This window comes from Dickeya oryzae (assembly GCF_009372235.1).
GTDB classification, from domain to species: Bacteria; Pseudomonadota; Gammaproteobacteria; order Enterobacterales; family Enterobacteriaceae; genus Dickeya; species Dickeya oryzae.
The window spans coordinates 250420-263256 of sequence record NZ_SULL01000014.1 but is presented as its reverse complement, the minus strand read 5'-3'; the positions used below and the strand labels follow the sequence as shown (position 1 = coordinate 263256).

The window sequence follows — 12837 nt, the reverse complement described above, 5'->3', positions numbered from 1 at the left end:
AAAGAGAAGTGAGGCAAAAAAAGCCCAAATACCCTTTTAAAAACAATGCCAGTCACCTTAAGTGACTGGCATTAGCCAGATGGCGGTTTTTTTGTGCATCACGCGCGGTGATTATTTGTACAGGTCGGCGCCGATAGTGTAGTGGTCGCCGTTTTCCTGCCACTGTTTGGTGATGTGATAAAACTTAGCACCTTTCTTGTAAGCGCGCTTGGCCACGGCTTCAGAAATATCTGTCGGGCTGCTAAAGCTATCGCGGAAGTTAATGGAGTCAAACGGTGCCATCTGAGCGGCAGTGGCGTTGTTGAGTTCCTGAATCTTGGTGCCATCCGGCATCGTTACCGTGTAACGTGAGCCTACGTTTGAAGACTGGGTCTGGAAGAAGTTACCTACCTTATCGCTCAGGCTCGAAGAGGTTGCCACCCCGGGGATTTCCACTTTAGCAGCGGCATTACCACCCGCTGCTACCGCGGCCTTACCAGCTTCGGAGTTGGCCGGGATCAGATCTGGGCTTTGTACCTGACGCTTGGGCGCGTCTTTTTTGTAGATAAAAGCCGTGATGCTTTGGGTTGAACCGCTAGAATTGATATCAGCCTGACGAACGATATAGAACGAGTAAGCGCCTTTCTTTTTGGCTGCACTACCGACGGCTTCATTGACTTCCGGCTGGTTACTGAATGCACCGTTTACCGTGACGGTGTCGTAAGGCTCCAGACGTACGGCCTCATCTTTCGGCAGTTCCTGAACGCCACTGAATTCACGGTGAGAGGTATTTTTGACGGCAGCTGGCGCATCTTTTTTATACAAATCGACGGTTACCTGCCAACGGCCACCGTTAACTTCGGAAGTACCCTGAATGTAAAACGCCGCCGCGCCGCTCTCATCGGCCTTTTGGGAGGCAGCCGCTGCCGCTTCATAAATAGCATCGTAACGACCATAAAAGGTTATACGCTTAAAGGGCTGTAGTGATTGTGCTTTTTCTGGCGTAAGTTCCTGCGCAGCCTGCGTCGAAAACGCTACTATTGATAAGAGTGTGGATGCAACAACGCTAGTTCTCAGCTTCATAAAAAATCCTTTCGCCTGACGCATACGGTGAATACGTTCCAAGCCATCTTTATATGGTAGCCGCTGATTATGGCATGGAACCTGATGTTATGCCTCCGCATTTTAGGCCAAATCTTACAAAATCATGCGGTGAACAACGGGGAAAGAGAAAAATGGAAATAATCACCATTAATAATCGAATTCATTTTATAAACGATATTTATCGTAATTAGTGTGGTTAACAAAGCGTTAACAGTGCTTTTTTGTGAGGTGTCTTTGAATATTGTTATAGCAATAATGGTAGAAAAACTTGTTTTAGCTGTGATTTTTGACCGTAAATAGGCATTGCAGCCTGTCATAACTCTGCTTTTAGAACGTAATGGTTTTAGCAGTGGATCATTAATTCCATTTTAAGTAGGTTATAAAGGGGCTTATCGCTGCCGCCGCGGGTGCTGGTAACAGTGACAAGTCATTTTTCAAATGATTGACATAGCCTATATAAAACCTTCGTGACAACGAAAAGGGATTCACAATGCGTATTGGTGTACCAAAAGAGAGGTTGGCCAATGAAGCCCGTGTCGCAGCCACGCCAAAAACGGTGGAGCAACTGCTGAAACTGGGCTTTGAGGTCGCTATTGAATGTGGGGCGGGCAAACCGGCCAGTTTCGAGGACAGCGCTTACGAGCAAGCTGGCGCGATAATTCTGGATACGGCGGAGATCTGGCAGAGCGATATTCTGCTCAAAGTGAATGCGCCGCTGGATGAAGAAATAGAATTCACCCGCGCTGGCAGTACGATCATTAGTTTCATCTGGCCTGCTCAGAATCCGGCATTGCTGGAAAAACTGGCGGCACGTCAGGTGACCGTTCTGGCGATGGATGCTGTGCCGCGTATTTCCCGTGCCCAGTCCATGGATGCGCTGAGTTCAATGGCGAACATCGCCGGGTATCGTGCCATTGTTGAAGCGGCGCATGAGTTTGGCCGTTTCTTTACCGGTCAGATAACGGCGGCAGGTAAAGTACCACCGGCGAAGGTGATGATCATCGGTGCCGGTGTGGCAGGGCTTGCTGCGATCGGGGCTGCCGGAAGCCTGGGTGCCATCGTTCGTGCATTCGATACACGCCCGGAAGTTAAAGAGCAGGTTAAAAGTATGGGTGCCGAATTCCTGGAACTGGAATTCGAAGAAGAAGCCGGCAGTGGCGACGGTTATGCCAAAGTGATGTCTGAAGCCTTTATCAAGGCCGAAATGGCGCTGTTCGCCGCGCAAGCGCAGGAAGTAGATATTATCGTCACTACCGCGCTGATCCCGGGAAAACCCGCACCGCGACTGATCACCCGTGAAATGGTGCAGAGCATGAAGCCCGGCAGTGTGATTGTCGACCTGGCTGCCCAGACAGGCGGTAACTGTGAGCTGACCGTCGCTGATCAGGTAACGGTGACAGAAAACGGCGTGAAGATCATCGGTTATACCGATTTGCCCAGTCGCCTGCCGACCCAGTCGTCACAGTTGTACGGCACTAACCTGGTGAATCTGCTGAAGCTGCTGTGTAAAGAGAAGAACGGCGAAATCGATATTGATTTCGAGGATAACGTGATTCGTGGTGTGACCGTGGTTAAATCCGGTGACATTACCTGGCCGGCTCCGCCGATTCAGGTTTCAGCACAACCGCAACAGGCTAAGCCAGCGGCAGCGGTGGCACAGCAAGAGACTAAGCCTGCGTCGCCCTGGAAGAAATTTATCTTCATCGCGTTGGCGATAGTATTGTTTGGCTGGCTGGCAAACGTGGCGCCGAAAGAGTTCCTGTCTCACTTCACGGTATTTGCGCTGTCTTGCGTGGTGGGGTACTACGTGGTCTGGAACGTCAGTCACGCGCTGCACACGCCATTGATGTCGGTCACCAATGCGATTTCCGGCATTATTGTGGTGGGGGCGTTGTTGCAGATTGGGCATGGGGGATGGGTATCTTTTCTCTCCTTTATCGCCGTGCTGATCGCCAGCATCAATATTTTCGGCGGGTTTACCGTCACTCAGCGCATGCTGAAAATGTTCCGTAAGAATTAAGGGGTAACGGATGTCTGGAGGATTAGTGACAGCAGCATACATCGTTGCTGCAATTCTGTTTATTTTCAGCCTGGCTGGTTTATCCAAACACGAGACGTCGCGTCAGGGGAACATTTTCGGTATTAGCGGGATGGCCATTGCACTGTTGGCGACCATCCTGGGTCCGCATGCCGGGAACGTAGGCTGGATTCTCGTCGCGATGGTGATCGGCGGCACTGTCGGTGTGCGCCTGGCTCGCAAGGTAGAAATGACCGAAATGCCGGAGCTGGTCGCGATTCTGCACAGCTTTGTTGGCCTGGCGGCGGTACTGGTCGGCTTCAACAGCTTTATTGGCGAAGCCGATATTGCTGAACCCATCATGGAAAATATCCATCTGACCGAAGTATTTTTGGGTATTTTCATTGGTGCGGTGACCTTTACCGGTTCGATCGTCGCGTTTGGTAAACTGCGTGGTTTGATTTCATCGAAACCACTGATGCTGCCTAATCGCCATAAGCTGAATCTGTTGGCGTTGGTACTGTCATTCCTGTTGTTGCTGGTGTTTGTCAAAACCGGCAGTGCTGGAATGCAGGCATTCGCGTTGCTGCTGATGACGCTGATTGCGCTGGCGTTCGGCTGGCATCTGGTGGCCTCGATCGGTGGCGCGGATATGCCGGTGGTGGTTTCCATGCTGAACTCCTATTCAGGGTGGGCGGCTGCAGCGGCAGGGTTTATGCTGAGCAATGACCTGCTCATCGTGACCGGTGCGCTGGTGGGTTCTTCCGGTGCGATTCTGTCTTACATCATGTGCAAGGCGATGAACCGCTCGTTCATTAGCGTTATTGCTGGCGGTTTCGGTACGGACGGCTCTTCGGCAGGTAGTGATGAAGCCGTGGGTGAACATCGTGAAACCACCGCAGAAGAGGTTGCGGAACTGCTGAAAAACTCTACCTCGGTGATTATTACGCCGGGATACGGTATGGCGGTGGCGCAAGCCCAATACCCGGTGCATGACATTACCGCTAAACTGCGTGCTCGAGGCATTACGGTTCGCTTTGGTATTCACCCGGTTGCGGGGCGTCTGCCTGGGCATATGAACGTTCTGCTGGCGGAAGCGAAAGTACCTTACGATATCGTGCTGGAAATGGATGAAATCAATGATGATTTCACCGATACCGATACCGTGTTGGTGATTGGCGCTAATGACACCGTTAACCCTGCCGCTCAGGAAGATCCACACAGTCCTATTGCGGGTATGCCGGTACTGGAAGTCTGGAAAGCGCAGAATGTTATCGTGTTTAAACGCTCGATGAATACCGGCTATGCTGGTGTGCAGAACCCGCTGTTCTTTAAAGAGAACACCCAAATGCTGTTCGGCGATGCCAAAGAAAGCGTGGAAGCGATTCTGAAAGCGTTGTAAGTCAGCATCAATGCGATGAAGCATCAGTAAAACAACAATCTATAAAACAACAGGGGCCGATGGCCCCTGTTGCTATTGGGAGTGTTTACTGAGCGTGATAACCGCCGCGGTCAGTTGGGCTTTTCCTGACTACCCGCGTCATTTTCACCCTGCAATGTGACCGGCGAAACAAAGTCGTCCGGTTTAATTGCCAGCAAATCGCATTTTAGGTGATCGATCACGTGTTCTACCGTGTTGCCGATAAATGCAGCGGACAGGCCGGTGCGCCCAAGCGATCCCAACACCACCACCCCAGCTTGCAGATGCTCCGCCAGGTCGGGGATGACCTCTTCCGGCAGACCTTTTTCCACGTGGGTGACGCGTTCATCCAAATTGAATTTCTGTCGCAGAGATTTCATCGCCAGCAGGTGTTGGCCGCGGATAGCCCCGTTATAGACGCCGGGGTCGAAATCCGGCAGCTCAATGGCGATATTGATGGGGGTAACAGGATAAGCACCAACCAGGTGGACTTCGGTTTGGTTGACCTGCCGAGCCAAATCCATCGCTTCGGATACCAGTTTTATATTAAGCGGATCGTGATAGGGGTCTTCACTCGCCAGATTGACCGCCACCAGTGCGCGACTGTCTTCTGGCCAGGGCTGGTCTTTCACCATCCAGACCGGGCAAGGACATTTACGCAGTAACTGCCAGTCGGTCGGGGTGAAAATCACCGCTTCCAGCCTGTCGTGCTGGTGAGCCATTTTGAGCAATAAATCGTGTTTACCGGCAATCACCTCCTGAATAATGGCTTCATAAGGTTTGTTATGCCAGACGACCTTGATATCAATGGGGATCCCCGCATCAAGGTAGTATTTACACTGTTCCGCAATCCATTCGGTTCGTTGGGCGATAACCCCTTGTCTCATCTCGGTTCTTTCATCCGGAGAGAGCAGGGTAGTCATTTCGTAGGAAAAGTCGTAGATAGGCAAAAACGCCTTAATACGACCACCAAGCCGCTGGACCAGATAAACGGCCCGTCTCAGCGCGGGCTGGTCATCCTGATTGGGGTCAATAGCTACCAGTAAATTCTGATACCTCGCCATAGCTCCTCCTGTTGGCTGTCACTCTGCAGCCTGCCCGTTAAGAGTAACGCAAGGAAATCGCTTTGAACAATAAGATGAGCGCGACCGGATCAACAATTCAGAGCAATCATTGATCCGGCGCTGTACAAGGGGTGTTAAGCTTTAGTACGTGATGAGCCCGCCAGTTCGGCCAGCAGCTCATTATTCTCGATAGTGATGTACTTACCTTTCACGGCCAGCATACCGCTTTTCTGGAAGCGACCGAGCAGGCGACTGATGGTTTCTACCGTCAGACCCAGATAGTTGCCGATATCACCGCGAGTCATGGTCAGCCGGAATTCACGAGGTGAAAAACCACGCTGGGCAAAACGACGGGAAAGGTTGTAGATAAAGGCGGCCAGGCGCTCTTCGGCGTTCTTCTTCGACAACAGCAGGATCATGTCCTGATCGCCACGGATTTCGCCGCTCATCAACCGCATCATTTGCTGACGCAAGTTGGGCATTTTACCGGATAGGTCGTCCAGCGTTTCAAATGGGATTTCGCACACCATGGACGTTTCCAGGGCCTGAGCGAAACTGGGGTGCTGAGCGCCACCGATAGCGTCAAACCCAACCAGATCGCCCGCCAGATGAAAGCCAGTGATTTGCTCATCGCCTTGTTCGGTGATGGTGTAGCTTTTGATGGTACCTGAGCGGATAGCATACAGTGATTTCAGTTCATCACCGGCCTTGAACAACGCTTGCCCTTTCTGGATGGGTTTTTTCCTTTCGATAATGTTGTCGAGCTGGTCGAGTTCATGCTCGTTCAGTGTGAAAGGAATACACAGCTGGCTGATGCTGCAATCCTGACAATGGATTGCGCAGCCGCCAGACTGAATGCGTCGGATTATTCGCTTTTCAGGAATCATAGACTTTACTCAGGCGATAATTGATATTGGTCAATTTTAACAGCTTTTATTGGGTCTGATAAGATCTGCTATCTCTGGAACTGACAAGTAAATAGTGAGCTTATTAATATTTTTGGGCACGATATTTGGATTCTTCGCCTCACTACTCCCGGATTTTCACTCAGTGGCCGCGGTTGAATAAATCCTGCTGTGGTAAATACCCTTCGTGGGTTAATAACCATTGTTTACGATGAATGCCGCCGGCGTAACCGGTGAGCGCACCTCGCGCACCAATAACACGATGGCAGGGGACGACAATACTGATGGGATTGGAACCATTGGCCAGCCCAACGGCGCGGGCGGCACCTGGTTGTCCGAGTCGGGTAGCCAGTTCGCCGTAAGTGGTTGTACTGCCGCAAGGTATGGTACGAAGCGCCTGCCAGACCTGATGCTGGAAGTCGGTGCCTGCAGCAGCAACTGGCAAGGTCTCAATAATGTTCAGGTCACCGGCGAAATAGGCGCATAACGCATCGGTCAATTGACCCGGATTATTACAGGCTTTTAACACGAACGGGTCATGACGGTAACGCTTATTCAGCGATTGATATAAATTCTCTTCATATTCACGCCACTCCACCGCTCTAAGGTGATAATTTTCATCAGCAATCAATAATAATTCCCCAATGGGCGTGGGGAGCGTATCAAATAAAAATGTCTGCATGGATATCGTGTTATGTAACGTCAGCCAATAACAGTGACGTGGTAACCAGATTTAAGCGTGGGCGCATTGTCGCTTTAATAGCAACATCTGTCACATAAAAACTGCATGATGTTGAGAAAGGGCTGGAGGTGATAGCCGGGTACACGGCCAGCACCTCCAGAGAACGATAGACTCAGGATGAGGCCAGTTTTTGAAGCGTCGTCAACTGGTTAACGGCATCTTGCATGGCGTCCATCCCTTTGGCGAGATCTTTCAGATTACCCAGATTCGCCGTCATGTTGGCCCGGTCCTTATCGGTTTCGGCACTCATGGTGGCGATTTGGTTGGCTGCCGAGATACTTTTATCCGCCATTTGTGCGGTTGTCGTGACGGTTTGCTGAGCAATGGAGCGGATATGCGCGATGGTTTGAACCGCCTCATTAATGCTGTGGGTGGTCGCGTCAACCTGCTCTTTAGAGGAGCTTGCCAGTTTGCGGACCTCATCCGCGACCACGGCGAATCCCCGACCTGCCTCACCCGCGCGGGCCGCTTCTACGGCGGCATTCAGCGCCAGCAAATTGGTTTTATCCGCAATCGCGTTGATGCCGCTGGTGATATGGCTGATGCTGGTTGAAATACGCTCCAGGTCGTTAAGGCCGGTTTCCAGCCGGACCTGTGCTTCTTGTGTTTTTGAGGCGGAGTCGCTAATTGCACGGATGCTGCTTTGAGCCACATCCAGTGTATCGCTCTGGCGTAGTGTTGCCTGTTCCAGTTGAGGCATAGCTATCAACAGCGGTGCCAACGCCTGTTCATAATCAACCACCTGTTTGACTACGGCCGACTGAATGTCATGCAGGGCTTCCCAACGCCGCAGGGCGCGTTGAGCATAATGACCGGCGTAGGCGGCGTATTCGACCGGGAAATGGTTCATGGCTTTCACGTCACGGTCAAAAAATGCCAGTGCGGATAGTGTCTGGTTGATGGGTACCCCCAGAATTTCACCAAAGCTGGAAAACCCGGCAGCGGGGACCTGATCAAAAAATTGAGCCTGCTCCAGAACGGTATTGCCAACCCGCCGCAGTACACAGTCATTGAGCAGTAACAGCTCCGGTTTGCCATGTTGTGACACAAATTGTTGCCAGTCTCGTTCGGTGGTGGCGATAAAATCGGTTGACTGCATAAGATGCAGCCGGTCACCAAATTCCAGGTCACAGAAAAAGGCAATGTGGTCTTCTTTAATGGCGGCGACGGAACGAACGAAGTATTCATCATTGACCTTAACCGCGAACGTTTTTCCTGTCAGATGCTGGCTGATTTGACCTGGCGGACAGCGTAAACAGGCAGCGATCGCGTCAATAATCGGCTGCTCATGGCCGTGGGCATCGAAAACAGATTTTACCGTACGGGCGACAGGATCAGCTTCTGCCACCAGCCAGCTCTGTTTTGTCGGTTCAAAGTTCTGGCTCTTGAATGGCGCAAATGATTTGCCGGGTGCCATCTGACAGAACACGATCACCGCCTTTCCTTGCAGTACGGCATTGTCTGCACCAATGTAGGTGCCGCTGAAATCGAGCCGACCACCTGCCGCGCCGCCGATAGTCAGGCAGGGGAAACGGCGGCAGGCGTACCAGGCCTGCATCAAAAAACCTTCCGATGCCGACAGACCATCGCAATAAATCAGTGCGAAGGTGTTATTCGCAGAGAGCGGCATACTGACGTTCAGGCGCTCCAGTTCTCGTTTAATGGCGTCGATTCTGACGCGAGCACTGGGTTTGTCATGCATGTGTAGATCGACCAGATGTACCTCATGTCTGGCGATCAGCGATTGAGGCATCCATAACCAACTCCCCTGCGGACTATTCATCTCACAGTAAGCAGAGTGATTACGTTGACTGCATAACGTACCGGTGGACGAAAGAGTGATCACCGTGCGATTAGGGGCAGAAAAACGTTGCCAGGCACGGTTGACCTCGGAAAAGTTGGCTTCAGGAGGGACAAACGCCAACAGCAACCCTGGCTTGGAGGGGAGCCCGAGAGCAGACAATGAGTTGGGTAAGGCGTCACAACGATAGGTGCCACGTGCTGGGCGGTTCCTTGTTAAACCTGGGACTGCGATATGGCTCAGGAAAGATGACATAATATATCCACTCCCTATATTTAAATTAATTTAATGGGAAGCCTGATTTTATCCTACGAGATGTGAATAGGGTGTAGGGTGATCGTGATCACCAGTCATCACTCAAATAGGCAAGAAATCTGATTCCGTGTGCGGGATCACATTGATGATAGTGGTAAATGAACGGGTTAGGGAATGATAAGAAAATTATTTTGTGAAAAATGAAATTACTTATTTTTGTTAATGTATTTTGCGGGGTGGAGGGGGGTAACCATCGCCATGACGGCGACAGAAGTGGCCGACGCGGTGCAGGGCCGCATCGGCCGGGGTACGTCACTGGATAATGCCGCAGGCGATGCGTATTCCACCGCCGCCAAGTTCCTTCGGCGTGTCGGCGTAGTTGTCACCACCGGTATGAACCATCAAGGCGTGGTCCTTCACTTCTGATAGCGATTTTAACCGTGGTGCCAGTACTTCATAAGTCGCGGTGCCATCCGCGTTGACGACCAGACCAGGTAAATCGCCCAAATGCCCTTTATCATTGTAAGGGCCGAGATGCCGACCGGTTTTTTGCGGGTCCAGATGCCCGCCCGCTGCCAGTGCCGGTACGGTATTGCCATTTTGTACGCCCGGCGCGCAACTGGCATTAGCATGGACGTGGAAACCGTGAATGCCAGGCTGCAACCCTTTCAGGTTGGGACTAAACAGCAGGCCATACTCTGTTTCTGTGATGGTGATATTACCAAGCGTATCGCCATCGCCAGTGGGCAGTGCTTCTTTTAGCGTGACGGTCGTACTGGCCGCGTGGGTGATGGCGCTGATGAACAGGCCAGACAGAATCAGTGCGTTGAGTTTCATGATGCTCCCTTTTCCTATTGTCATGTTATTGCCGCAATCCTGAGTATTACACGGCAACATCAGCGGTCATGCCGAGGGCATAAAACGCCCGTTGACCTCATCACCGGGTTCCCAATAAAACGGATTTCCTCCAGCCAAATATAGTCGGGACGGTATAGTACGCCAGTTTTTTGTGACGCTGTCACGCATTGTCAGTAGGGATCTGCACTGGGAAGATGGGCCACAGCAGCGTTTGTGCATCGTCAGACGGTGCAATCGCGCCAGCAGGACAAAAATTGGGGCTATCACACTGATAAAACAACAATTCGATATATAGTGTAATCAGGGGATGGAAAATGTGATGAAAAAATTAGGTACGAAGGAGACGAAAAAAATGAGTAAGGGTGTGGTAACGAAAGGGCTATGTGGCCTGTTGCTGGCGATGCCGCTCTGTGGGTTCGCCGATAACAAAAATCCGGATCTGATTGCCGGTTATACCTCGCAACAACTGGCTGATGCGTTACCGGCGGTGGTTGATGGCTTAAAACGTCGCGGCGTGGAAGTGGATGCCAAAGAGCATTCCGTGCAAGCAGAATATGTGGATACCGCGACAAAACGTAAGACGCTGGTCACTATTTATATTCCGCCATCAATCAGCGGGCAGGAGGCGGCCAGTGAAACTGAACTGGAGGCCGCGGTTGCCAGTTCCGAGAAAGAGATGCTGCGCCAGCGAATTCGCCCGGAGAAAAAGGATCTGGTTGCCGATGGCACCCCAAAATTCCGGTGTCTGCTGACTATTCTCAATGGTCAGGTTGTGCATTCATTATGTTCTGCGGTAGTGAAAGGTCGGGTGGTGGAAATCCAGCCGGTCACACTGGTTGACAATAAAGCGTTTGAGCCGGCACAGCAGCGTCAGGCCGGAGTGGTGTTGTCCATCGGCAAAAGTCTACTGGCGGGTGCTAAGTAGAATGATGGTTATTGCCTGATGGGCTCAGCCCTGCCAGTCGGCAGGGCTGTTTGGTTTATAGACCGTCAGACTGGCTGAGGGGTTGTGTTTTAAGCTAACCGCTACCGATCTGGCAGTCCGGTCGGGCGTTGTTTAGCGCAAATTTTGCGGAAAGTTGTCCGGCAAGTCGCTGGCCGGGCAATCAATAACGCTATTGTTGTTTTCACCACAGTCGCGCACGAACGTAATGGTAGCGAATTCGTCACGGAGGTCGCAACGCTGGTAGCGCTACTGACGGAGGCCGCCGATGTCATGGCATAAAGTGACATTGTCACTATTCATGTGTGACAGCCGCTCGCTGTGCAACCACCCATTACCCATATCCATTCAGGCGAAGTAGCGTGCTTTGAACGGCATCAATGCGGCGCCAATCACGGCCGGGTCATGTTGGATCTGGCTTAGCAACAGCTGTGGATAGCGAGCGGCGTGTCCATATCGTGGTGACTGCTGGGTGGGAGGAACCGTAAGCAACATCTCTCCTAATGCTGTTGGTAACTCACCGCCAAATACAATCGCTGCCGGGTCGACCACCGCGCGCAGCGCATCAATAGCACGGTTCAGGCAAGGTCTGACTTCTTCGACCCACTCGGATACACCCGGCCATTGTGGGTTGAACTGCTTACGCAGGGCGCTGACCCGCTGAATATCGATACCCTGTGCATTAAGCCGCTTAAGTAATTCGCCCAGTGCCGGGCGGGAGGAAAACTCTTGTTTGGTATAAAGACGGCTGATTTCCCCCGCGTTGCCGAAAGAACCGGCAAAGGACTGACCATTGAGGATGAGACCTGCGCCAAAGCCATAGTTGAATGACAGGTAACCGAAGGTCGGGTACTGCAACCCCGCCCCCAGCACGGACTCGCCGATTGCCCCAGTGGTGGCGTTATTCTCTATCCAGACGTCCAGATCAAACAGGGTCTCCAGTTCACTTTTGATATCAACCAGCGACCAGTCACGAAGTGGCTCCGGTGCGTTAAATAACCGTTTCTCATCCACCAGATAGCCCGCCATAGCAAACCCTATGCCCACCACCGCAGAGGGGGAGATCGCACACTGCTGCAGTGCTTTGCGTGTCTGCTCTTTCAACATAAACAGCGCACGCGTGCGGTCATCCAGCGGAATATCGAGGGTTTCCTCATAGACCACCTGACAACTGAAGTCACACAGGCAAAACGCCAGCGCATCGGTATTCACGGAGATACCGATGCTATACCGCGCCGACGGTGCCAGTTCCAGGGCCGGGCTGGGTTTTCCTCGCCCATGCACAATGCTTTCGCCTAACTGCAATAGCCCACGCTCCAGCAGGTTATCGATGATTCGATGTACCGAGGGTTGGGTCAGGTTGGTCTGCGGTGATATCGCAGAGCGCATGATGTGCCGGTTACGACGAACGATATCCAGAACCAGACGTTCATTTACGGTGACACTTGCATTGTCGTGAAGTATTGGCCACATCAGGCGCGGGCCTCCGCGTGTGTCTGCATGGTGTTTATGATCCTTTTATCACGCCTTGTCGTGCAGTTAGCTCATCGCTGATGCCGGAGGGCGTACCGGAAATACCGGCGTCACTAATTATTAATCATAAAGAATGATAATAACCCTTTTCATCAGATGCAACCTGATGGGTGATCTGATTTCATCAGAAATTACAGCCAATTAAAATTTATTTTCTTATATATCATTTATTTGAATTTTCTATTTTCTGTGACGCATTTGAAACGTATTTGTCAT

At 51.7% G+C, this 12837-nt stretch carries 10 protein-coding genes and 1 pseudogene; 3 read left to right on the top strand and 8 right to left on the bottom strand.

Annotated elements, in window-relative coordinates; genetic code table 11:
• Nucleotides 1-111: 111 nt before the first annotated feature.
• Entirely contained in the window at nt 112-1062 is a 951-nt protein-coding gene (gene ydgH / locus FAZ14_RS16065) for a DUF1471 family protein YdgH (RefSeq protein ID WP_016941399.1), read from the bottom strand.
• Nucleotides 1063-1573: 511 nt separating this feature from the next.
• On the opposite strand from ydgH, the gene pntA reads away from it, so the two are divergent.
• Nucleotides 1574-3103 (top strand): Re/Si-specific NAD(P)(+) transhydrogenase subunit alpha, encoded by a 1530-nt coding sequence (gene pntA / locus FAZ14_RS16060; protein WP_016941398.1) that lies wholly within the window; start codon nt 1574-1576, stop codon nt 3101-3103.
• Nucleotides 3104-3113: 10 nt separating this feature from the next.
• Entirely contained in the window at nt 3114-4502 is a 1389-nt protein-coding gene (gene pntB, locus FAZ14_RS16055; protein WP_016941397.1) for a Re/Si-specific NAD(P)(+) transhydrogenase subunit beta, read from the top strand.
• Between the two features lie 110 nt (nt 4503-4612).
• Here the strand turns inward: pntB and uspE are convergent, their stop codons facing one another.
• The 5 genes from uspE to sodC all read right to left on the bottom strand — a co-directional run bounded on the left by uspE (nt 4613) and on the right by sodC (nt 10124).
• Nucleotides 4613-5584 carry a universal stress protein UspE gene (uspE, locus tag FAZ14_RS16050; protein WP_016941396.1) on the bottom strand — a complete coding sequence of 324 codons (972 nt, stop codon included), beginning with the start codon at nt 5582-5584 and terminating at the stop codon, nt 4613-4615.
• 134 nt (nt 5585-5718) lie between these two features.
• Nucleotides 5719-6471 carry a fumarate/nitrate reduction transcriptional regulator Fnr gene (gene fnr / locus FAZ14_RS16045; protein ID WP_016941395.1) on the bottom strand — a complete coding sequence of 251 codons (753 nt, stop codon included), beginning with the start codon at nt 6469-6471 and terminating at the stop codon, nt 5719-5721.
• Between the two features lie 160 nt (nt 6472-6631).
• Complete coding sequence (ogt, locus tag FAZ14_RS16040) at nt 6632-7171, bottom strand: methylated-DNA--[protein]-cysteine S-methyltransferase (protein ID WP_016941394.1); 540 nt, start codon at nt 7169-7171, stop codon at nt 6632-6634.
• Nucleotides 7172-7343: 172 nt separating this feature from the next.
• Nucleotides 7344-9287 carry a methyl-accepting chemotaxis protein gene (locus FAZ14_RS16035; RefSeq protein WP_016941393.1) on the bottom strand — a complete coding sequence of 648 codons (1944 nt, stop codon included), beginning with the start codon at nt 9285-9287 and terminating at the stop codon, nt 7344-7346.
• Between the two features lie 312 nt (nt 9288-9599).
• Entirely contained in the window at nt 9600-10124 is a 525-nt protein-coding gene (gene sodC, locus FAZ14_RS16030) for a superoxide dismutase family protein (RefSeq protein ID WP_016941392.1), read from the bottom strand.
• A gap of 373 nt (nt 10125-10497) precedes the next feature.
• Here sodC and FAZ14_RS16025 point away from each other — a divergent pair, with 373 nt between their 5' ends.
• The gene (locus tag FAZ14_RS16025; protein ID WP_029456345.1) at nt 10498-11070 is read left to right on the top strand and encodes a hypothetical protein; all 573 of its coding nucleotides are present in this window, start codon (nt 10498-10500) and stop codon (nt 11068-11070) included.
• A 132-nt stretch (nt 11071-11202) separates the two neighbouring features.
• Here FAZ14_RS16025 and FAZ14_RS16020 read toward each other — a convergent pair.
• Nucleotides 11203-11313: pseudogene (locus FAZ14_RS16020) on the bottom strand (phenolic acid decarboxylase); the annotation flags it as partial.
• A gap of 123 nt (nt 11314-11436) precedes the next feature.
• On the bottom strand, nt 11437-12561 hold the full coding sequence (locus FAZ14_RS16015) for an ROK family transcriptional regulator (RefSeq protein WP_038925879.1): 1125 nt from the start codon (nt 12559-12561) through the stop codon (nt 11437-11439).
• Nucleotides 12562-12837: the final 276 nt, after the last annotated feature.

Bases quoted from the DNA above. Each gene is read 5' to 3' on its own strand.
- FAZ14_RS16035 (WP_016941393.1), bottom strand. From the start codon at position 9,287: ATGTCATCTTTCCTGAGCCATATCGCAGTCCCAGGTTTAACAAGGAAC.
- FAZ14_RS16015 (WP_038925879.1), bottom strand. From the start codon at position 12,561: ATGTGGCCAATACTTCACGACAATGCAAGTGTCACCGTAAATGAACGT.
- fnr (WP_016941395.1), bottom strand. From the start codon at position 6,471: ATGATTCCTGAAAAGCGAATAATCCGACGCATTCAGTCTGGCGGCTGC.
- pntB (WP_016941397.1), top strand. From the start codon at position 3,114: ATGTCTGGAGGATTAGTGACAGCAGCATACATCGTTGCTGCAATTCTG.
- ydgH (WP_016941399.1), bottom strand. From the start codon at position 1,062: ATGAAGCTGAGAACTAGCGTTGTTGCATCCACACTCTTATCAATAGTA.
- uspE (WP_016941396.1), bottom strand. From the start codon at position 5,584: ATGGCGAGGTATCAGAATTTACTGGTAGCTATTGACCCCAATCAGGAT.
- pntA (WP_016941398.1), top strand. From the start codon at position 1,574: ATGCGTATTGGTGTACCAAAAGAGAGGTTGGCCAATGAAGCCCGTGTC.
- sodC (WP_016941392.1), bottom strand. From the start codon at position 10,124: ATGAAACTCAACGCACTGATTCTGTCTGGCCTGTTCATCAGCGCCATC.
- FAZ14_RS16025 (WP_029456345.1), top strand. From the start codon at position 10,498: ATGAGTAAGGGTGTGGTAACGAAAGGGCTATGTGGCCTGTTGCTGGCG.
- ogt (WP_016941394.1), bottom strand. From the start codon at position 7,171: ATGCAGACATTTTTATTTGATACGCTCCCCACGCCCATTGGGGAATTA.